The 18,625-nt window shown below is 60.4% G+C and carries 21 protein-coding genes and 1 riboswitch; of the genes, 7 read left to right on the plus strand and 14 right to left on the minus strand.

What is annotated here, in order from left to right:
- The first annotated feature begins 8 nt into the window (after nt 1–8).
- Both B9Z48_RS07645 and B9Z48_RS07650 read left to right on the plus strand, forming a co-directional pair.
- Nucleotides 9–428 (plus strand): VOC family protein, encoded by a 420-nt coding sequence (locus B9Z48_RS07645; protein ID WP_233261051.1) that lies wholly within the window; start codon nt 9–11, stop codon nt 426–428.
- 32 nt (nt 429–460) lie between these two features.
- On the plus strand, nt 461–1,297 hold the full coding sequence (locus B9Z48_RS07650; protein WP_158273233.1) for a 2OG-Fe(II) oxygenase: 837 nt from the start codon (nt 461–463) through the stop codon (nt 1,295–1,297).
- On the opposite strand, the gene B9Z48_RS07655 is transcribed toward B9Z48_RS07650, so the two are convergent.
- The 3 genes from B9Z48_RS07655 to B9Z48_RS07665 all read right to left on the minus strand — a co-directional run bounded on the left by B9Z48_RS07655 (nt 1,298) and on the right by B9Z48_RS07665 (nt 4,040).
- Nucleotides 1,298–1,522, minus strand: coding sequence for a DUF3820 family protein (locus B9Z48_RS07655; RefSeq protein WP_108377711.1), 225 nt, complete (start codon nt 1,520–1,522; stop codon nt 1,298–1,300).
- A 25-nt stretch (nt 1,523–1,547) separates the two neighbouring features.
- The gene (locus tag B9Z48_RS07660; protein ID WP_108377712.1) at nt 1,548–2,366 is read right to left on the minus strand and encodes an alpha/beta fold hydrolase; all 819 of its coding nucleotides are present in this window, start codon (nt 2,364–2,366) and stop codon (nt 1,548–1,550) included.
- Between the two features lie 474 nt (nt 2,367–2,840).
- A complete protein-coding gene (locus B9Z48_RS07665) occupies nt 2,841–4,040 on the minus strand; it encodes a PLP-dependent aminotransferase family protein (protein ID WP_108377713.1) in 1,200 nt (399 codons plus the stop codon).
- A gap of 68 nt (nt 4,041–4,108) precedes the next feature.
- Between B9Z48_RS07665 and nth the strand changes: the two genes are divergently transcribed.
- Entirely contained in the window at nt 4,109–4,750 is a 642-nt protein-coding gene (nth, locus tag B9Z48_RS07670; protein WP_108377714.1) for an endonuclease III, read from the plus strand.
- On the opposite strand, the gene B9Z48_RS07675 is transcribed toward nth, so the two are convergent.
- From B9Z48_RS07675 to B9Z48_RS07710, 8 genes are read right to left on the minus strand one after another with little or no spacing between them, the layout of a single operon-like run.
- Nucleotides 4,744–5,991 carry a serine hydrolase gene (locus B9Z48_RS07675; protein ID WP_108377715.1) on the minus strand — a complete coding sequence of 416 codons (1,248 nt, stop codon included), beginning with the start codon at nt 5,989–5,991 and terminating at the stop codon, nt 4,744–4,746. The two genes, nth and B9Z48_RS07675, sit on opposite strands and share 7 nt — an antisense overlap.
- Before the next feature lie 2 nt (nt 5,992–5,993).
- Nucleotides 5,994–6,977: a TauD/TfdA family dioxygenase gene (locus tag B9Z48_RS07680; RefSeq protein ID WP_108377716.1), complete on the minus strand. Its 984-nt coding sequence runs from the start codon at nt 6,975–6,977 to the stop codon at nt 5,994–5,996.
- A 38-nt stretch (nt 6,978–7,015) separates the two neighbouring features.
- Nucleotides 7,016–7,258: a glutaredoxin domain-containing protein gene (locus B9Z48_RS07685; protein ID WP_089961140.1), complete on the minus strand. Its 243-nt coding sequence runs from the start codon at nt 7,256–7,258 to the stop codon at nt 7,016–7,018.
- 38 nt (nt 7,259–7,296) lie between these two features.
- Entirely contained in the window at nt 7,297–8,064 is a 768-nt protein-coding gene (locus tag B9Z48_RS07690; RefSeq protein WP_108377717.1) for an ABC transporter ATP-binding protein, read from the minus strand.
- Nucleotides 8,061–9,065 (minus strand): iron ABC transporter permease, encoded by a 1,005-nt coding sequence (locus tag B9Z48_RS07695; RefSeq protein ID WP_199233477.1) that lies wholly within the window; start codon nt 9,063–9,065, stop codon nt 8,061–8,063. Before B9Z48_RS07695 ends, B9Z48_RS07690 begins: the two co-directional genes overlap by 4 nt.
- A complete protein-coding gene (locus tag B9Z48_RS07700; protein ID WP_108377719.1) occupies nt 9,062–9,979 on the minus strand; it encodes an ABC transporter substrate-binding protein in 918 nt (305 codons plus the stop codon). The genes B9Z48_RS07695 and B9Z48_RS07700 overlap by 4 nt, the downstream gene beginning before the upstream one ends.
- Nucleotides 9,972–10,775 carry a cobalamin-binding protein gene (locus B9Z48_RS07705; protein WP_108377720.1) on the minus strand — a complete coding sequence of 268 codons (804 nt, stop codon included), beginning with the start codon at nt 10,773–10,775 and terminating at the stop codon, nt 9,972–9,974. The genes B9Z48_RS07700 and B9Z48_RS07705 overlap by 8 nt, the downstream gene beginning before the upstream one ends.
- Nucleotides 10,776–10,788: 13 nt before the next feature.
- Complete coding sequence (locus tag B9Z48_RS07710; protein ID WP_108377721.1) at nt 10,789–12,642, minus strand: TonB-dependent receptor; 1,854 nt, start codon at nt 12,640–12,642, stop codon at nt 10,789–10,791.
- Nucleotides 12,643–12,709: 67 nt separating this feature from the next.
- A riboswitch (cobalamin riboswitch) is annotated at nt 12,710–12,957 on the minus strand.
- A 105-nt stretch (nt 12,958–13,062) separates the two neighbouring features.
- Here B9Z48_RS07710 and B9Z48_RS07715 point away from each other — a divergent pair.
- The 3 genes from B9Z48_RS07715 to B9Z48_RS07725 all read left to right on the plus strand — a co-directional run bounded on the left by B9Z48_RS07715 (nt 13,063) and on the right by B9Z48_RS07725 (nt 14,682).
- Entirely contained in the window at nt 13,063–13,275 is a 213-nt protein-coding gene (locus tag B9Z48_RS07715; RefSeq protein WP_108377722.1) for a DUF904 domain-containing protein, read from the plus strand.
- Nucleotides 13,276–13,286: 11 nt separating this feature from the next.
- On the plus strand, nt 13,287–13,598 hold the full coding sequence (locus B9Z48_RS07720; protein ID WP_108377723.1) for a cell division protein ZapA: 312 nt from the start codon (nt 13,287–13,289) through the stop codon (nt 13,596–13,598).
- A 268-nt stretch (nt 13,599–13,866) separates the two neighbouring features.
- A complete protein-coding gene (locus B9Z48_RS07725; protein WP_089960870.1) occupies nt 13,867–14,682 on the plus strand; it encodes a sulfite exporter TauE/SafE family protein in 816 nt (271 codons plus the stop codon).
- Between the two features lie 46 nt (nt 14,683–14,728).
- Here B9Z48_RS07725 and B9Z48_RS07730 read toward each other — a convergent pair whose 3' ends face one another.
- The 3 genes from B9Z48_RS07730 to hemN form a co-directional block, all read right to left on the minus strand.
- Nucleotides 14,729–15,469, minus strand: a complete 741-nt coding sequence (locus B9Z48_RS07730) for an SIMPL domain-containing protein (RefSeq protein ID WP_108377724.1) — start codon at nt 15,467–15,469, stop codon at nt 14,729–14,731.
- Between the two features lie 101 nt (nt 15,470–15,570).
- Complete coding sequence (locus B9Z48_RS07735; protein WP_108377725.1) at nt 15,571–16,248, minus strand: sulfite exporter TauE/SafE family protein; 678 nt, start codon at nt 16,246–16,248, stop codon at nt 15,571–15,573.
- Nucleotides 16,249–16,312: 64 nt separating this feature from the next.
- Nucleotides 16,313–17,695, minus strand: a complete 1,383-nt coding sequence (hemN, locus tag B9Z48_RS07740) for an oxygen-independent coproporphyrinogen III oxidase (RefSeq protein ID WP_108377801.1) — start codon at nt 17,693–17,695, stop codon at nt 16,313–16,315.
- A 206-nt stretch (nt 17,696–17,901) separates the two neighbouring features.
- On the opposite strand from hemN, the gene fnr reads away from it, so the two are divergent.
- A complete protein-coding gene (gene fnr, locus B9Z48_RS07745; RefSeq protein ID WP_089960881.1) occupies nt 17,902–18,624 on the plus strand; it encodes a fumarate/nitrate reduction transcriptional regulator Fnr in 723 nt (240 codons plus the stop codon).
- Nucleotide 18,625: the final 1 nt, after the last annotated feature.

Genomic DNA, 18,625 nt, shown 5'->3' on the forward strand with positions numbered 1-18,625 from the left:
CCCAAGCCATGAAATACCTTCACACCATGGTCCGGGTCGCAGACCTCGACGCATCGCTGCGCTTTTACCGGGATGCGCTGGGGCTGCAATTGCTGCGGCAATTCGATGTGCCCAGTGGCCGCTTCACGCTGGCCTTTCTGGCCGCCCCCGGCGACAGTCAGGCGCAAATCGAGTTGACGCACAACTGGGACGAGTCGTCCTACACACAAGGCCGCAATTTCGGCCACTTGGCCTATGTCGTTGACGACATTTATGCCACCTGCCAAAGGCTGCAAGACCACGGCGTGCAGATCGTGCGTCCGCCCCGCGATGGCCACATGGCCTTTGTGCGCTCACCCGACCACATTTCCATTGAGCTGCTGCAATGCGGCGCCCCCCTGCCACCTGCCGAGCCTTGGGTGTCCATGCCCAACATCGGTCAGTGGTAAATCACCCTAACACTGACTCACCCGCCACGGCCATGAACTGCACAGCCCCCCCCGCATTCGACACCCCCAGCCAGGACACCGCAGACGCCAACGACGGGTCGGCCGAATGGCCCCCTCATTGGCCCGTCGCCCACATGCCCGGCTCCTTGCCCATGGGGGGCGTCGTGCCCATGACGCCCATCCACGCCTTCAGCAGCAGCCCGCGTGCCTTGCGCCTGAAAACACAAACGGGCCTCAAACCCGTGCGCACCGACATCGCCTTGGGAGGTCTGCTGGCGTTTGAAATTTCAGACCTGCTGACCAGTGAAGAAGCCGACGCCCTGGTCACCGCCAGCGAACTGCTGGGCTACCGCGACGAAGCCCCCGGCATCCAGACGCCCCCGGGCATGCGCATGAACAAATCGGTGCATTGGGTGGCCGACGACCGTTTGCTCGACCCTTTGATGAGCCGCATGCGGCACCTGCTGCCCCCCAGCATCGACGGCCAACCCCTTTACGGCCTGCTCAGCCAGCGCCTGAACATGTACCGCTACGACGCCAACGACGTGTTCAACCGCCATGTGGATGGCGAATGGCCCGGCTACAGCCTGAGCGAAGACCGCCGAGACATGTTGCAATGGGGCAACAGTGTGCGCTCGGGCCTGACCATGATTCTTTACCTCAATGGCCCGGAAGACGGCGTCAGTGGCGGCTGCACCCGGTTGTTCAGACCCGATGGCAGCGGGGTCGATGTGTTGCCGCGCAAAGGATCGGCCCTGTTCTTTCGCCACGGCTTTGGCCCTCATTCGGTGGTGCACGAAGGCCGTCAGGTGGGGCCAGGCGTGTCCAAATACGTGGCCCGCATCAACATCATGTTCGGGCAGGAGTGATCAGCTGCGCCGGGGGGCGTTGCGCAAGGGCTTGAGCAAATCGCTCAGACCGTTGTGGTCGATCTCCTGCATGAGCTGCAGCAATCGACCCACCTCGCCTTTGGGGAAACCCTCGCGTGCAAACCAGTTGAGGTAATTGCCGGGCAAGTCGGCGATCACCACGCCCTTGTGCTTGCCAAAGGGCATGGTCATGGTGACCAGCTTCATCAGGTCTTCGGGCTTCATGGGCCCACCTGCCTGCCTTGACCGTTCACGCTTCGCCCCACAACCAGTGGCGCACTCGCGCGTGGAAGGCCTCGGGCCGCGAGATCATCACCCAATGCCCACAGGGCAGGCCCTGCACCGCACTGCCGGGCGTGGCGGCAACTTTTTCCAGCCACTTGGCCGAATGGAACATGAAGGGTTTGCGCTCACCATAAACAAACAGCAGCGGCATGGGCAACTGGATTTGCGACGCGCCCTTGAAGCCACCCGCTGTGCCGAACCACCGCATGGCGTAGGGGTAGTTCATCGTGTGGGTGATGGTTGCCGGGTCTGTGGGGCAGCGCAGCCAGCGGGCCATGGCGCGGGTCATGCGGGTGCCTATTTTTTCACTGAAATGCCCCCCCAGCTTCCAGGCCAGCGCCAGCCAAACCTGGTAACCCATGACCGACAGTTTTTCCTTGGTGCCCCAGCTGCGCAACAAGGCACCCGAGTTGTGGTCACCCACGTCCACCGCCACCACGCGGGCCACACGATCAGGGTGGCGCATGGCGAACTCATAACCAAAGATGCAACCCCAGTCGTGCAGCATCAGGGTCACGGCTTTGCCAGGGCTGATCCGGTCCACGATCTGGCGCAGCAGCTGACACATCTCATCCAAGCTGATGGCAGAGGGGCCGGTTTCAAAACCGGGCAGCGTCAGGCGGGCGCAGGTGGCGCGGTCTTGCAAAGCGGCCACGGTGCCGTCCCAAAGCGCACGGGTGTCGGGCCATCCGTGCAGCATGAGGATGACTTCGTCGCCCTGGCCTTGCAGCCAGACTTCGGTGCCTTGGACGGTGATGCAAATGTCTGTGGTGTTGGAGCTCATGGCACAAGTCCTGAAAAAAAATGGGCACTGGCTGTTGTTCTAGGAGCCCCGCCCCCCGGGGCGATGGCTGGTGGTCTGCGAGGGGTCTATCGCGGCGGGGGCGCCGCTCCTACAGATGGAAAGCCCTACAGGCTGTTGTTGTAGGAGCCCCGCGCCCGGGGCGATGGCTGGTGGTCTGCAACCGGTCTATCGCGGCGGGGGCGCCGCTCCTACAAAAGGAAAGCCCTACAGGCTGTTGTTGTAGGAGCCCCGCCCCCGGGGCGATGGCTGGTGGTCTGCAACCGGTCTATCGCGGCGGGGGCGCCGCTCCTACAAATGGAAAGCCCTACAGGCTGTTGTTGTAGGAGCCCCGCCCCCGGGGCGATGGCTGGTGGTCTGCAACCGGTCTATCGCGGCGGGGGCGCCGCTCCTACAAATGGAAAGCTCCCCAAATAGCGGCGAGGGCGTCGCTCCTACAAAAGACACACCCCAAACTCAGTCCAGCGCCTTGGCCAGGCGGGATACGCCCTCCAGGATCTTGTCTTCGCCCACGGTGGCAAAGCTCAAGCGGAAGGTAGCGTGGTCGGGGTTGGCGCAGAAGAACGGCGTGCCCGGCACGAAGGCCACGCCATTGTCGATCGCGCGTTTGGCAAACACATTGCCGTCGGCCACCTTGCCGCCAGCGCCCGTGAGGCGTGCCCAAACGAACAAACCACCTTGGGGCTGCACAAACTCGACCGCATCGCCCAATTCGCGGCGCAGCGCATCGCCCATGGTTTGGGCACGCTGGGCATACACAGCACGCACTTTGTTCAGCGTGGCCGGCATGCGCCCCGCCAACAGGTATTGCGCGGCCGTGGCCTGGGCAAAGGTGCTGGTGTGGGCGTCGCTGAACTGTTTGCACATGGTGGCGCGGGCCAGCAATTCGGCGGGGGCCACCATCCAGCCCACACGCAGGCCAGGCGAGAGCACTTTGGACAGCGAGCCGCAATGCACCAGCAGCTCACGGCTGCCGGGCACCGATGCGCTCATGGCCAGCAGACTCGGCGGTGGTACTTCGCCAAAATACAAATCGCCATAGGGGTCGTCTTCGACGATCAGGGTCTGGTGCTTGACGGCCATCTCCAGCACCTGTTGGCGGCGCTCGGCGCTGAGCAAGGCACCGCTGGGGTTGCCAAAGGTGGGGATCAAATACACAAACTTCGGTTGGTGCTCGGCAATCAGCTTTTCCAGCTCGTCGGTCTTCACACCCTGGCCGTCCACCGGGGCGCTGATGAGTTCGGCCCCATACAAACGGAAGCACTGAATGGTGGCGAGGAATGTCGGGCCTTCCACGATCACCTTGTCGCCAGGGCTGATCATGGTCTTGCCGATCAAATCCAGCGCCTGCTGGCTGCCGGTGGTCACGATCAGCTGGTCGGCGGCCACGTCTTGGGCACCCTTTTGGCCCATGAAGTGCGCCAGTTGCTCGCGCAGCGGGCCAAAGCCTTCGGTCGCACCGTATTGCAGGGCAGCACCCGGGTCTTGGCTCAGGGCGGCGTTGCTGGCTTCGCGGATGCCGTCCACGTCAAACATGGCGCTGTCGGGAAAGCCGCCCGCAAAGCTGATGATGCCCGGCTTGCCCAAGAGCTTGAACAGCTCTCGGATGGCGGAGGTTTCGACATTGTTCAGGCGGTCGGCAAATTGCAAAGGCATGGTGGTGTATCTTTCAGGTTGTCTTGGCCGACATTTTGCCAACATCTGTACACCTACTTTTTATTCCCATGAAACCCGCACAGATCGAATCTTTTTTTGCCACCTTGCAAGCCGCCAACCCCATGCCCGTGACCGAGCTGGAATACACCAGCGTTTTTGAGTTACTGGCCGCCGTGTTGCTGTCGGCCCAGGCCACCGACGTGGGCGTGAACAAGGCCACGCGCAAGCTGTTTCCCGTGGCGGGCACACCCCAAAAGATTCTGGACCTCGGTCTGGAAGGGCTGGAGAGCTACATCAAGACCATTGGCCTGTACCGCAGCAAAGCCAAACACCTGATGGAAACCTGCCGAATTTTGGTGGAACAGCACGGCGGCCAAGTGCCCCGCACCCGCGAAGCCCTCGAAGCCTTGCCCGGTGTGGGCCGCAAAACGGCCAATGTGGTGCTGAACTCGGCCTTTGGCGAGCCCACCATGGCGGTGGACACGCACATCTTTCGTATGGGCAACCGCACAGGCTTGGCCCCGGGCAAAACACCTTTGGCGGTCGAGCTCAAGTTGCTCAAGCGCATTCCCGCCCAGTATTTGGTGGATGCGCACCACTGGCTGATCCTGCACGGGCGCTATGTGTGCCAGGCCCGCAAACCGCTGTGTGGTCAGTGCGCCGTGGCCGCGTTTTGTGACTTCAAGCCCAAAACCAGCGCGGTTCAGTAACGCTCAGTGCGCCCGCCCAGCGACTGCAGCACCCCCAGCCAAAAGGCAGCGCGTTCGGCATAGGGCTCAGGGTCTTGGTGGCCGCTGGCTTGGGCATAGACGGCGGTTTGCACCATCACGATGCCGGTGGCCGGTTGCACAAACACCGTCTGACCATACACCCCTTGAAAGCCGAAACTGCGCTCTTTCAAGGGGTGCAACCAAAACTGGTAGCCGTAGCCAAAATAAGGCGTGGCCTTGTAGGGCGCAAAGGCGGGCGGCTGCAACGCAGCATCGGTCGCCTCGCGCAAATAGTCTGCGGGCAATATTTGTTGCTCGCCCAGCTTGCCGTCTTTGGCCATCAAAACGCCCAGCCGCCCCCAGTCGCGCAAGCTGGCGTTGAAGCAAAAATACGCCCCGGCCTGCCGGTCTCGGCCATGGCACCAAAAGGCATCACGTTCGGCCCCCATGGGTTTCCAGAGCCAGTCACTGGTCAACTCGGCCATGCTGCGGCCCGTGGCACCCGTCAGAACGCGGCCCAACACTTCGGTTTCGGCACTGGCATAGACAAATTTTTGCCCTGATGGGCTGTGGAGGTCTGAAAACGAGCGCAGCACGCTGGCAACCGTTGGGCTGCCCGTGGCAAAACTGCGCGAGAGTTTCGAGACATCGTCCTGCCCGTCGTAGCGTTCGGTGAAGGTCAGGCCAGAGCTCATGCGCAGCAAGTGCCGTATCGGGGTCTGCCCATAGGCGCTGCCCTGCAGGTCTTTGGCGTATTGGCCAGCCGGGTCATCGAGCGAGGCAATCAAGCCCCTTTGCAAGGCGGCCCCCACCAGCATCGAGGTCACGCTTTTGGCCATGGAAAAAGACAAGAAGCGGGCATCTTCGGTGCGTCCGTAACGGTAACGCTCGGCCACGATTTCGCCATTTTTGAGGATCAACAAGCCCGTGATGCGGCGACGCTCCAGGTACTCGTCCAGGGTGTAGCCCAGGTTGCGGTAGCGGTATTTGATCACTGCAGGCACACTGGCCTGTGGCAAAGGCAAAACGCTGTTGCCCCGCGCCACGGTTTCAGTCAAAACGCCTTGCACACGGTCAAGTGCAGACCAAGCACCGACCCGGTTTTCCATGGCCGTCCAGCGTGGCCCATTGGGGTAGCCCAGCGATTTGCCCAGCGCCTCTTCATCGGGTTCAGCATGGGCAGCAGGGCACACGGCCAAAGCCAACACCAGCGCCCACCCAAGCGTCAGGGAATGGGTCATGGTCAAACCAAAGCCACTGGAGCCGGAAATCCGTTGCGCCCGGGAAACTCGGGTGCCAATGGCCGGGCATTGGGCATCTTGACCCACAAGCGCCACATCTTGCGGTTGAGCTCGTGCACGCCATGGTCTTCAAACCCATTGCGCGAATGCAGCACGGCGTAGTTGTTGGCAAATTGCAGATCGCCGGGCTCCAACATCATGCTCAGGCGGAAATCTTCGCGGTGCATGATCTCGTCGAACAAATCGAGCGCTTCGATTTCGACTTGGGACAGCGGCAAATTGCGGATTTCATGGCCCAGCTCAATGTACTGGCGCAGGTAGCGGCAGCTGAGCTTGCCTTGGTGGTGGCTAAAAATCGGTGACAGGCTGGGCAGGTCTTCACACAGGTGCGAAAAATACCAGGTGCGATAGTACAGACCCAGGTACTCAGGGTGCTTTTGCAAAATTTCGTTGTAAATCGCCGCCACACTCACCAGCGAACTCAAACCACCCTGCTTGGCCTTGCGCATGCACAACAGGCCCACAACGTCCGACGGGTCTGAGTGGTAAGGCAGGTAGAGGTTGGTTTCATAGACGCGGGTGGTCTTTTTCGTCACATCACCCACGTTCATGACCAAGCCCAGCAGGTCGCCCTTGGGGTTTTGCCGAACAGGCACGCCCATGTGCAGGCCAATGCCGTAGTAGATGATCTGAATGTCTGCTTCGCTGTAACGCTCGACCGGCAAGCCACGCAGCACCAAAAATCCCCGACCGTTTTCCAGTTCGTCGCTGTAGGTTTTCAGGTCCTGCGCCCAGTCGCCAATGGGAAAGTCTTCGCGACTGAAATTGGGAAACGTCAGCCCTTTGGCCTTGACATGGGCCAGAGCGGCGTCAAGGGTTGCCAACACTTTCGGGCTTAAGACATGCATCCAAGTGGTGTCGCCGACCATGTCGGCGCCCTTCCAGACCGCTGGCCCGGTGATGGCTTGTTTCATGATCAGGCTCATGGCGATTCCTTGAACGTGGACACAGCCACAAAAGAGTTTTAACGGCCCAATTGCACCAAGGCGGCTTGCAAACCCGCCAAACCACCCACGCGCTGGTCGTTGATGAAGATTTGGGGCATTTGGCGCACCGAAGGGCCACATTTTTCGTAAAAGGCCATGCGCTCGGCTTCGCCATCGATTTTGATTTCTTCAAAGGCCAATGACTTGGACTTGAGCACCATTTTGGCGGATTCGCACTGTGGGCAGGCGGACTTGGAGTAGACAACGATTTTGAGTTCCATGGCTTGGATTCTAGCCATGGCCATGCCCGCAGGCGGCATCAGGCCACGCGCGGCAAGACCACCCACTGCCCATCGAGCGCATGGATGCGGATGCGCTGGTCAAACACCGCCTCGATGGCGGCGTGCGTGGCCGCATCGCGGCCTGCGCCGTGGTGCACCACTTGGCCTTCGCGCATGACCACGATGTCATCCGCGTGCAGCGCCATACCGATCTCGTGCAGCACACTGAGCACGGTGGTGCCTTGCGCCAAGAGGCAATGGACCTGCTCCAACCAGTCGACTTGGTGCGGCGGGTCCAGATTGGCCAGGGGCTCGTCCATCAGCATGGTGGGCGCATTGCCCGCCATGGCGCGGGCCAGCAGCACGCGTTGGCGCTCGCCGCCAGACAGCTCGCCCAGCATGCGCTCGCGCCAATCCCAGGCCTGTGTGGCCTTGAGGGCGGCTTCGACCATCAGTGCGTCTTGCGCTGAGGGTGCGCTCAGCCAGCTTTGGTGTGGCAAGCGGCCGAGCATGGCCACGTCCCACACCCGCAAGTCCAGCGTGCTGGCTTCGCCCTGGCCCAGCCAGGACAGTTGCAGCGCCCTTTGCTGGCGGGTGAGTGAGGCCAGCGGCTGGCCCTGCCACAGCACTTGCCCGCTGTGCGACAACAAACCCGCCAGCGCCTTGAGCAAACTCGATTTGCCCGCCCCGTTGGGGCCAACCACACAGGTCCAGCGTCCCGCCGCGATCTGCAGGTCAATGTTTTGCAGGACCTGACGTCCCCCCAACTCGGCGCACAGTTGCCGGGTTTGCAGCGCGGGGCTCATGAACGCGCCCCCGTGTCGGCATCACGGTACACGCGCCAAAGCAAATAGCCCCCGCCCAGCACCGCCGTGAGCACCCCCACAGGCAGCTCTTGTGGTGCCAACATCACACGGGCCATCACATCGGCCAGCACCAGCAAGGCCGCACCCATCAGAGCCGACAAAAGCAAGCGCCAGGCGTGTGTGCAGCGCACCAGCGAGCGCACCAAATGCGGCGCGGCCAAACCGACAAACGCCACCAGCCCCATGTGCGCCACCGCCGCCCCCGTGGCCAAAGAAACCACCCCCACCAGCACCATGCGGGCCAGTGGCAGCGGCACGCCCAGGCTTTGCGCCGTGGCTTCGCCCAAACTTAAAGCGTCCAGCACACGGGCAAAAATCCAGGCCAGCACCACGCACAAGGCCAGCACCACCGACATGGTGGCGCAGGCGCTCCAGCTGACAAACGCGGTCGAGCCCAGCATGAAGCCCTGCATGGCCTGCAAGACTTGGGGCTGCAGCAGCGAGATCAAAGACGTGACCGCCCCCAACACCACGCCCACCACCACGCCCGCCAACAGCAGGCGCAGGGTTTGCTGCACACCACGCGCCAGCAGCAGCGTGAACACCACGGCCAGCACCGCGCCCACAAAGGCCGCGCCCGTCAAGCCCAGACCCAACCATGCGTTCATGGCCCAGGCACTGCCACCCCACAAGCTCAAATACACCCCCACGCCCAATGACGCGCCCGAGGCACTGCCCAGCAAATACGGATCGGCCAGCGGATTGCGAAACAAGCCTTGCGCCACCGCCCCGGCCAGGCCCAGCAAGGCCCCGCCCAGCCAAGCGCCCAAGCTGCGCGGCAAGCGGATGTCCCACACGATCTGGCGCGACACCGCATCGGCACTTGCCGTCCACCAGGCCTGCCAGCCCTGACTGCCAGCGGCTGTACCCAGCACCACCACGGACAGGCCCACGGCCAAGAGCAGAAGCGCCCAGCGAGATGCTTGGCTGTGCGTGTTCACCGCTGCACGCCCGTGTCGGCTTGGGCCGCTGCGCGGTTCAGGCAGTCGGCCATCAGCTGTGCGCCTTCGGCCATGCGCGGGCCGGCCCGCACCAACATGTCCGACTCATCCTGCTTGAACACGCACAGGCGCTGACCTTGCATGGCCCGCAAGCGGCTCCAGCCCGGGCGCTGCAGCATGCTGGCGCGGCTGCTGTCGCCCGCCATGATCACGTCGGGCCGGGCCTGCACCACCCATTCGGGATTGACCTGGGGAAACGGCCCCAACGATGCTGGCAAGATGTTCGCCACCCCCATGCGCATGAGCGTCTCACCCATGAAGGACGATTCACTTGCGCCATAGGGCGCAGGGCTCACCTCAAAGTAAACCCGCTGCTGCCGTGCAGCGGAGCTGAGCGATTGCACCGCTGCCTGCACGCCCGCCTGAATGCCCTGCCACACCCGGTCGCTCTCAGCGGCGGGCACATGCAGCGCCTGCGCCACGGTGCGCCACACACGCTGCGCGTCGGCGTGGTTGCGAGGCTCCAGGCGCAGCACCTTCAGGCCCAGCGCCTGCAAACGGTCTGCACCCCGGGTGGAACCTGCCGCCAGCACCAGGTCGGGCTTGAGCGCGACGATGCTCTCGATGTTCGGGTCCAGCCCTCCGCCCACACGCGGCACCGACTTGGTTGACTCAGGCCAATTGGAATACCGGTCCAAACCCACCAGTTTGTGGCACTGCTTCAAGGCACAAACGGTTTCGGTGAGGGACGGCAGCAAGCTCACGATGCGCTGCGGGGCTTGGGCGATCTGCACTTTTTGTTGGCGGTCGTCGAGCACGGTGACTGTTTGTGAGGCTTGTGCGGCGTGCGCACACGCCCACACGGCAACCACCAGGGCCAAGGATGGAGCCCAGCGTCGCAAGCGCTCAGCCATGCAGCGCTTCCCATTGGCTGAAGATGCGGTGCATCTGCGCCACGCCGTCGGTGAGCGCGGCAGGCCCGGGCTGCAAAATGTCGGCCGATTTGATTTCAAAAATCTGCCCGGTGCGCACGGCCGGCACGTCTTGCCAACCAGGCCGGGCCGCGACTTTTTCGGGGCGAAACTTCTTGCCGCACCACGAGCCGATGATGATGTCGGGCGCACGCTCCACAATGCTTTGCCCGTTGGCAATGATCCGGTCCTTGCCCAGCGACTGCACCGCCAGCTCTGGGAACACATCGTCGCCGCCAGCGATGCCCATCAACTCAGACACCCAGCGGATGCCGCTGATGTGCGGTTCGTCCCACTCCTCAAAAAACACCTTGGGGCGGCGCTTGAAGCCTGCGGCCCGCTGCGCGATGGCATCGAGTTCGGCACGCATGCCCTGCAAGCGCACAAGGCCTTGCTCGGCCTGCCCCACCATGGCCGCCACTTGGTAGAGCATGGAAAAAATCTCATCCACGCTGCGCTGGTTGAACACCGTGACCTGCACGCCGGCCTTGATCAACAAAGACGCGATCTCGGCCTGCAGGTCCGAAAACCCAAATACGCAATCGGGCTTGAGCGCCAGAATTTTGTCAATCTTGGCGCTCAAAAAAGCACTGACCTTGGGCTTTTCTTCCCGGGCCCGGCGCGGGCGCACCGTGTAACCCGAGATGCCCACGATGCGCTGCTCCTGCCCCAGCAAATAGAGCCACTCCGTGGTCTCTTCGGTGAGACAAACGATGCGTTGAGGCAAGAGGTGTTGCATGGGCCGGGTCCAATCAATGTTTCATTTTCCAACTCAAGCCCACCGTGGTGGTGCGCGGCAACTGGTTGTAGCCATAAGCTGTTTGGTACGGGCTGTTCGTGGCATTTTCCACGCGCCCAAACAGTGTCCAGTCCCGGCTGAGGTTGTAACGAGCCGTCACATCCAGCAAGGTGTTGCTGCGCAAGCCGGGCACACCCTCAATGTCCGGGCGTGGTCCTGTGTAGCGAACGCTGACCCCCATGGTCAACAAACCCAGAGCTTGGGAGACCGACACCGAAGCCAGGGTCTTGGCCCGGCGAACCAATCTTTGACCCGTTTCTTCGTTCACCGGGTCTTGCAAGGTCAAGCTGGCACGCAAATCGGTCGTGTTCAATTGACCGCTGTAACTCGTTTCAAGGCCTTTGTTTTTGGCGCTGCTGATGTTGCTGAACAGCCATGTGTTCATGTCATACAACAACAAGTCGCGTGTGCGTGAAACAAACCAAGTTGAACGCAAACGGTGAGGACCCTGCGCCCATTGCACCCCCACCTCTCGTGTCTTGGCAGACTCTGGGCGCAAGTCAGGGTTACCGCTGTAGGGGTCAAACAAATAACCCAGCGGGGGCATGTTGAACGCTGTGGCATGGCTGGCAATCAATTTCCATTGCGCATTCAGATCCAAACCATAGCCCAAATACACGGAATCTTTGGCAGACAAGCCTTGAACGTCATCTCGGCGCAAGTTGAATTGCAAACTGTGGGCGGCTTGTCTGTAGACCACACCACCGTAAATGGCTTTGGCGGTGCGATCACGGGTCAAGCCCGACACACCGTCGGTGGCCATGTCAATGGATTGTGTTTGATGGTCCATGCCAGCGGACAACACCATGGATGGCAAATCAAACTGATGGGTCCACGACAGCAATCGGGTCTGCGTTTGGGCATGTGTGGTGAAAGAGTAGCCCCCCACGGTGTGGGTGTCATTGAGCTCTTTGGCGTCTGAAAAGCTCAGGCGAGACGTCCACAAAGGACCCAAGCGCCCAGATGCATACACGGTGTGGCTGTCCAGTTGGGTGCGGCCTTGATGAACATCTGTGGGTTCGGCAAAACTGCCAGACACATCGTAATCAAAGCGCCCCTCGGTATGCGATGAGCGCAAACCCAATTTGAAGTCAGGGCTCAGCTGGTAAGACAGATTCAAGGCATGGTTGTCGTTGCGATACCCATCACGATCGGGATGGGTATTGAGGGTTTGGGCGGGGTTGGCTGCATTGATGCCATCGGTTCGGTTTTTCCCCAGGGACACAGCGTAAGCGAAAGAGCCCACCGCACCAGTTGTCCCGGCATTCCATCGCTGGGCCCCCAGCGAGCCCTGCTCAGCGGTGACATAGACCGTCGGCTGACCTTTTCCTTGACGGGTGAAAACCTGAATCACGCCCCCGACGGCCCCCCCGCCATGAATGGCCGAGACATTTCCACGCACAATTTCGATGCGCTCAACTTGGTCAAGCATGATGTGCTCCAGGCTGACCGCACCTGTGGTGTCTTGTTTGGTCATGGGGATGCCATCCACCAAAACCAGCACCTGCAAGGAGGCCGCGCCACGCAGAAAAACTGTGGACTGACCGCCCCGACCACCACTTTGAGTGAACTGAAATCCAGCCTCGCGTGCAAGCAAAGTTGGCAAGTCCAAGACCTGAGATTGCTCAATGGCATCTCGCCCCAACACGGTCGTGTGGGGCAACACCTCGGTCAGAATTTGTTCAGTACGGCTGGCCGTCACCACCATTTCGGGCGCTGGGCCTTGCGACCAGGCCACACCTGAAGCCAATGACAGCAAAGACAGTGCAGGCGCAACACGCCGCGCACAAAGAGAACGATTTTTCATGGAAAACGAACAAGTCAAACGCCCTCACCGCCTTCCCCGACAGTGCATGGGCTTTACAACCCGTCTTGCGACAGGTCACCTTGTTGGCCGGTATCCGGGCTGACAGAGCGACCTTCATCACCTTCCCAGCCGTCTGTTTCAGGGCGGCCAGTGGTTTGAGATGAAAGCTGGGTTTCCGTTTGACTGAAAACCCGTCTGCTTACCGTTGCGGGGGCAGCGCAGGTTAGGTGGGCCGAGTTGGCTTGTCCCTCCTGCTTCCCGTTGAACTGCGAGCCGTGAACCGGCAGCGCGAGCACCAACAGCGCCCATTTTAGGAGTGAAGCTGTCGGCAAACCTACACTTGACCTAGAACAAACCAACAAATTCAGTGGCCACTGAATGACTCCCCTACAATAAGGTACATCTGTTTTCTTGTAAGCCATGGCCAATTCCGACACCATCGATCAAATTGCCGAACGTGTGGATCACTTGTTGCTGCGCCACGAAGAGCTTCAAAAGACCAACACTTTGCTGTCCCAGCAAGTCCAGTCTCTCAGCCTAGAACGCGACCATCTCAAATCGCGCCTCGCTGCGGCCAGGGCCCGGGTCGACGCCTTGATCGATCGCCTGCCCAGTGCTGCAACTTCGCCCTGAAAGGCTTCTCCATGACCACACAACAAATCGACGTCCAGATCATGGGCCAGAGTTATGTTCTGGGCTGCCCGGAAGGGGGGCAAGCACGCCTTCTGGGGGCTGTTCGCAAAGTGGATGAAGCCATGTGCAAAATTCGCGACGCTGGCAAGATCAAGGCCCGTGAGCGCATTGCCGTGTTGGCCGCCTTGAATGTGGCCTTTGAACAAAACGAGCCGCCCCCCGCCTCATCGCCTGAAGCGATCCCGGCCAATACACAACAACGCCTGATGCAATTGCTGGAAAAGCTCGATGGCTCTCTGAATCAAGATGGTCAGTTGATTTAGGATTTCTCGCCGCGCAGGTCATCTCGCCCGTGCTGCATCTTGCGGCCACAAATGCCCCTACAATGAACAGGTCTGCGGTGCATGCCGGGCTTTATATTTCCTTGAACCAATGCTCTTAGAGCCCGGGCTTGGAACATTGGCTGGTGAGCGTGATCATCTCGCGTCAGATGAACCCAACGTCAGTCTGCCCTCGCCCACCTGAACCCCCGGTTCAGGATGACGGTCCGGTGGCACTTGCAGACACCTTTCCTCACTCCCCCGCTCAAAAATGATCATCGAACCCTTGCTGTTGGCTGAATTGGCCGTTCTTGGCCTGTGCACTGGCTTTTTGGCAGGCCTCTTAGGAATCGGTGGCGGCATGGTGATGGTGCCATTTCTCACCTACATGCTGGGCGCTCGCGGTGTCAGCCCTGACCTGGCAGTCAAAATGGCCATCGCCACGTCCATGGCCACCATCATCTTCACCTCGGTGTCCAGTGTGCGGGCCCATCACAAGAAAAAAGCTGTGCGCTGGGACTTGGTCAAAGGCCTGGCCCCTGGCATTGTCCTGGGCAGCCTGATTGGCAGCATGGGCATTTTTGCATTTGCCAAGGGCGCTTATCTGGCCTTGTTTTTTGCCCTCTTTGTGGGTTTTTCGGCCACACAAATGTTTTTGGATAAAAAACCTGCACCCTCGCGTCAAGTGCCTGGTTTTCAGGGATTGCTCGGCGCAGGTGGCCTGATCGGCCTGCTTTCGGGCTTGGTGGGCGCTGGCGGCGGCTTCATCAGCGTGCCTTTCATGGCCTGGTGCAATGTGGCCATCCACAACGCGGTGGCCACCAGCGCCGCACTGGGCTTTCCGATCGCGCTGGCCAACGTGGCCGGCTACATCGTGAGCGGGCAAAACGTGCAAAACCTGCCGGACTACACCTTTGGCTACTTGTGGTTGCCCGCTTTGGTGGTGATTGCGGTGTGCAGCGTGCTGATGGCCCCGATTGGGGCGTCCACCGCGCACAAGTTGCCCGTCAAGCAACTCAAGCGCGTATTTGCCAGCGTGCTGTATTTGCTGGCCGCTTACATGCTCTACAAGGGCCTGTCCGCTTGATGGAGCGAGGCCCGCAGCCACCGATTCAGGCTGCAGGCCAACCAAATCAACGCAGCACAATGCTGCCCGAAATATTCACCACCACGCGTGACTTGCCGGCCACCGCTGGCACCGGCATCGGCGACGGCGCGTCCATCTGGGCCATGGCCATGCGCGGCATGACCTGGCCCTCGCCCGCCTCCTGGGCGCTCACGCGCACCTCTTTGATCGTGTAAGCCGCAAAGCCAAACTGCTTCGTCAGGGATTGGGCTTTGCTCTGAAAATTTGCCACCGCTTCGGCCTGGATGCGCGATTCGGCCGCAGTTTTCTGTTCAGGACTCAGCCGCCAGTCGATCTGCGACACCGTCAAATCGGGCATGCGCCCTGCGAGTGTGGTGATTTGCTCGACATCACGGCCTTGCAAAACAAGTTGCGCAGAGCCCACCCAGCCGTTCATCTTGCCGTCACGGCCATAGCGCGGCGACACATTCATCTCGCCCGTTTTCACCTCCAAGGCCCCGGGTTTGGCCATGGGGGTGGCCACAGCCAAAGCGGAGGAAAGAATGGCGTTGAGCTGTTTTTGCACGGCAGGGGCCTGCAAGCCTTCTTTTTGCACCGACAGGGTGATCACCAACCAGTCTTGCGCGACCTCGGTCTGGGCCGAGGCACTCAAATGCAGGACTTGGTTCAGTGGGGCATGTGCGGCATGGGGGGAAATGGCTGCATTTTGGGCTTGCACGGATGCGACAGGCAGGGCCAGCGCCGTCATCAGGGCCCAAGCCATCGAGGGTGTTTGGATCAGTTTCATGGGGAGTCTTTCGCGGAAGGTGGCAAAAACAACGGGCACTTGCCGCCATGATTGTGAACGCCGCAGCAGGTGTCACACGCTCCGGGCCCTGCACTTTGGTGTCAGGGTGTAACGCACCAAGGGGCCTGGTCATGCACCAGCCCCATCCACACGGCCCAGGCCGACACGGCCGACAACGCCAAGCCCGCCACTCGCATGCCCCAGGCCCCATCGCCCAGGGTCTGCATGCGCAAAAACAGCCATGGCCCGGCCCACAGGCTGATGCTGCTGCCCAGCGCAAACAAGGCCATGGTGGCTGCGCCTTCCAAAGGCTGGCTGGTCAAGGCCGCGACCATCAGGGCCGAATACAGCAAACCGCAGGGCATCAAGGCCCACAACCCGCCCACCATCCAGGGTGCGGCGCGCCCCCAGCGGGTGTTGAAGGCTCGCACACGCGCCCACAATCGTCGTGCCGCACCATCGAGCCACACGGGTTGACGTGCCTGCAGCATGAGCAACAAGCCCAATGCGAAGGCGGCCAGATGCAGCAAAGTCCAAAGCGGTCGAATGGCGGCCGACTGGGTGGTCAACCAGCCCAGACCTTGGACGCTGGCTGCGGCCACGGCACCCAGCAGCGAGTAGCCCCCCAAGCGCCCCAACTGAAAAGCCAGCAAAGCCTGGCCACGGCGCTCACCCGCCGCCTGACCCAGCCCCGCACAGGCCGCGCCGCACATGGCGACGCAGTGCGGCCCACCCAACACCCCCATCATCAAGGCCGTGATGGCCAAAGAACTTTGCATGCAATACCCGCTTTTTGCTCGTGAACTGCATTGTCTGCGATGCAGCCAACATCAAGCACAGCGTTCAAATGATTTTGGAAAAACGGCTGCGATCCCGGTCTTTTTGCACATAACGATCAAACACCATGGCCACGCCGCGAACAAAAAACCACCCCATGGGCGTGACCTGAATGCCCGAATCGCTCAATTGAACCAGTCCTTGCGATTGCATCGCTTCCAGCTGGCGCAGCTCTGCGTCAAACACCGTCTTGAAATCCACCAACCAAGCCAGATTGATGGACTCGTATTGCAAATGTCCTTGGCACATGAGTGCCATGATGATCGAGCGTCGGATCAGGTCATCGCGTGTGAGCGACAGCCCCCGAACCACTGGAAAACGCCCTTGATCCAGCAAATCGGCATACTCGGCCATGGTCTTGGCGTTTTGGCTGTAGGTGGCACCCACTCGCCCAATGGATGACACGCCCAAGGCAATCAGGTCACAGTCGGCTTGCGTGCTGTAGCCCTGAAAATTGCGGTGCAAGCGCCCTTGCCTTTTGGCCACGGACAAGCTGTCCTCAGGCAAAGCAAAGTGGTCCATGCCGATGTAGACATAACCCGCATCGGTCAAGGCATCGAGTGAGCGAGAGAGCATTGCCACCTTGCCAGCAGCCGATGGCAATTCGTGTGCGTGGATGCGCCGCTGCGGCTTGAAACGCTCGGGCAAATGGGCGTAGGCATACAGGGCAATGCGGTCTGGGCGCAGCTGATTCACCTGTGCCAAAGTGCGCTCAAACGATTCGGGCGTTTGCAATGGCAAACCGTAAATCAGGTCCACATTCACCGACTCAAATCCCAAACGACGGGCCGCTGCAACCAATTGGAAGACTTGTTCGGCGGGCTGGATGCGGTGCACCGCTTTTTGCACATCCGGATCGAAGTCCTGGACACCCAAACTCAAGCGATTGAAACCCAGCTCGGCCAAAACTGCCAAACGGCTTTCATCCACGGTGCGCGGGTCCACCTCGACCGAATATTCACCGCCGGGGACAAAGGCAAAGTGTTCACGCAGCATGGCCATGAGTTGGCGCAACTGGGCATCGCTCAAGAATGTGGGCGTTCCGCCCCCCAAATGCAGTTGACTGACCGCTTGGCCGCGACCCAGATGGCGGGTGTGCAGCGCCAGCTCTTTGTTCAGGTAATGCAGATATGTTGCCGCCTGCTCTTTGTGTTTGGTGATGATTTTGTTGCAGGCACAGTAATAACAAAGGGATTCACAAAACGGTATGTGCAGGTACAACGACAAGGGCGGCTGCTTGCCCACCGCACCCGTTTGACGGTGGGCCAAGGCTTGGATGTAGTCGGCTTCACCAAAGGCGTCCACAAAACGGTCCGCCGTTGGGTAGGAGGTGTATCGGGGCCCAGGCACGTCAAAACGGACCAACAATTCGGGGGTGATGACAGACATGGCTTGGCCCTTCACTCAAACGTTTTCAAAAGATCCATGTGACTGTGCCCTTTTGGAAATACATGAGTTTTGACGCACGTCAAAGGGTGTACTTGTTTTAGAGGATTTCCCGCACAGATCAGGTACTCATGCGATTTTGAAAGATTTTTCGGTTTAAGCTCAAACCTTGATCCAAGGCAAATCCAAAGCACTACCCGAGATAAACCATGAATCCCGAAACCATCAAAGTCGCTTGCTCCAACTGCAATTTGCGTGAACTGTGCATGCCCATGGGACTGAGCGACCATGACTTGAACCGGCTTGACGACCTGGTGGCTGTGCGGCGCAAAGTCAAGCGGGGCGACACCTTGTTCACCAATGGCGAAAAATTCACCTCGCTTTACGCCATTCGAACGGGTTTTTTCAAAACCTGCTTGGCCACAGAAGACGGGCGCGACCAAGTCACGGGCTTTCAGATGGCGGGCGAGATCATTGGTCTGGACGGCATTGTGAACGACCAACACAGCTGTGACGCGGTGGCGTTAGAAGACGCCGAAGTGTGTGTGATGCCTTTTGACCGGATTGAAGAAATTTCCCGCGAAGTGACGGCGCTTCAGCACCATGTGCACAAAATCATGAGCCGTGAAATTGTGCGCGAACACGGCGTGATGCTGCTGTTGGGCAGCATGCGGGCCGAGGAACGCTTGGCCGCCTTTTTATTGAACCTCGTTCAACGCCTTCATGCCCGAGGTTTCTCTCAATCTGAGTTGGTCCTGCGCATGACCCGCGAAGAGATCGGCAGCTATCTGGGCCTCAAACTTGAAACGGTGAGTCGCACTTTTTCCAAGTTCGTCGAAGAAGGCATGGTTGAAGTCAAACAACGACATGTCCGCATTTTGAGCACGCAAGGCTTGCAAAAACTGGTCAACAACACCTCAGCCTGCCACTGAG

This window comes from Limnohabitans sp. WS1, from assembly GCF_003063265.1.
Lineage (GTDB): Bacteria > Pseudomonadota > Gammaproteobacteria > Burkholderiales > Burkholderiaceae_C > Limnohabitans_A.

Bases quoted from the DNA above. Each gene is read 5' to 3' on its own strand.
- B9Z48_RS07645 (WP_233261051.1), top strand. From the start codon at position 9: ATGAAATACCTTCACACCATGGTCCGGGTCGCAGACCTCGACGCATCG.
- B9Z48_RS07650 (WP_158273233.1), top strand. From the start codon at position 461: ATGAACTGCACAGCCCCCCCCGCATTCGACACCCCCAGCCAGGACACC.
- B9Z48_RS07655 (WP_108377711.1), bottom strand. From the start codon at position 1,522: ATGAAGCCCGAAGACCTGATGAAGCTGGTCACCATGACCATGCCCTTT.
- B9Z48_RS07660 (WP_108377712.1), bottom strand. From the start codon at position 2,366: ATGAGCTCCAACACCACAGACATTTGCATCACCGTCCAAGGCACCGAA.
- B9Z48_RS07665 (WP_108377713.1), bottom strand. From the start codon at position 4,040: ATGCCTTTGCAATTTGCCGACCGCCTGAACAATGTCGAAACCTCCGCC.
- nth (WP_108377714.1), top strand. From the start codon at position 4,109: ATGAAACCCGCACAGATCGAATCTTTTTTTGCCACCTTGCAAGCCGCC.
- B9Z48_RS07675 (WP_108377715.1), bottom strand. From the start codon at position 5,991: ATGACCCATTCCCTGACGCTTGGGTGGGCGCTGGTGTTGGCTTTGGCC.
- B9Z48_RS07680 (WP_108377716.1), bottom strand. From the start codon at position 6,977: ATGAGCCTGATCATGAAACAAGCCATCACCGGGCCAGCGGTCTGGAAG.
- B9Z48_RS07685 (WP_089961140.1), bottom strand. From the start codon at position 7,258: ATGGAACTCAAAATCGTTGTCTACTCCAAGTCCGCCTGCCCACAGTGC.
- B9Z48_RS07690 (WP_108377717.1), bottom strand. From the start codon at position 8,064: ATGAGCCCCGCGCTGCAAACCCGGCAACTGTGCGCCGAGTTGGGGGGA.
- B9Z48_RS07700 (WP_108377719.1), bottom strand. From the start codon at position 9,979: ATGGCTGAGCGCTTGCGACGCTGGGCTCCATCCTTGGCCCTGGTGGTT.
- B9Z48_RS07705 (WP_108377720.1), bottom strand. From the start codon at position 10,775: ATGCAACACCTCTTGCCTCAACGCATCGTTTGTCTCACCGAAGAGACC.
- B9Z48_RS07710 (WP_108377721.1), bottom strand. From the start codon at position 12,642: ATGAAAAATCGTTCTCTTTGTGCGCGGCGTGTTGCGCCTGCACTGTCT.
- B9Z48_RS07715 (WP_108377722.1), top strand. From the start codon at position 13,063: ATGGCCAATTCCGACACCATCGATCAAATTGCCGAACGTGTGGATCAC.
- B9Z48_RS07720 (WP_108377723.1), top strand. From the start codon at position 13,287: ATGACCACACAACAAATCGACGTCCAGATCATGGGCCAGAGTTATGTT.
- B9Z48_RS07725 (WP_089960870.1), top strand. From the start codon at position 13,867: ATGATCATCGAACCCTTGCTGTTGGCTGAATTGGCCGTTCTTGGCCTG.
- B9Z48_RS07730 (WP_108377724.1), bottom strand. From the start codon at position 15,469: ATGAAACTGATCCAAACACCCTCGATGGCTTGGGCCCTGATGACGGCG.
- B9Z48_RS07735 (WP_108377725.1), bottom strand. From the start codon at position 16,248: ATGCAAAGTTCTTTGGCCATCACGGCCTTGATGATGGGGGTGTTGGGT.
- hemN (WP_108377801.1), bottom strand. From the start codon at position 17,695: ATGTCTGTCATCACCCCCGAATTGTTGGTCCGTTTTGACGTGCCTGGG.
- fnr (WP_089960881.1), top strand. From the start codon at position 17,902: ATGAATCCCGAAACCATCAAAGTCGCTTGCTCCAACTGCAATTTGCGT.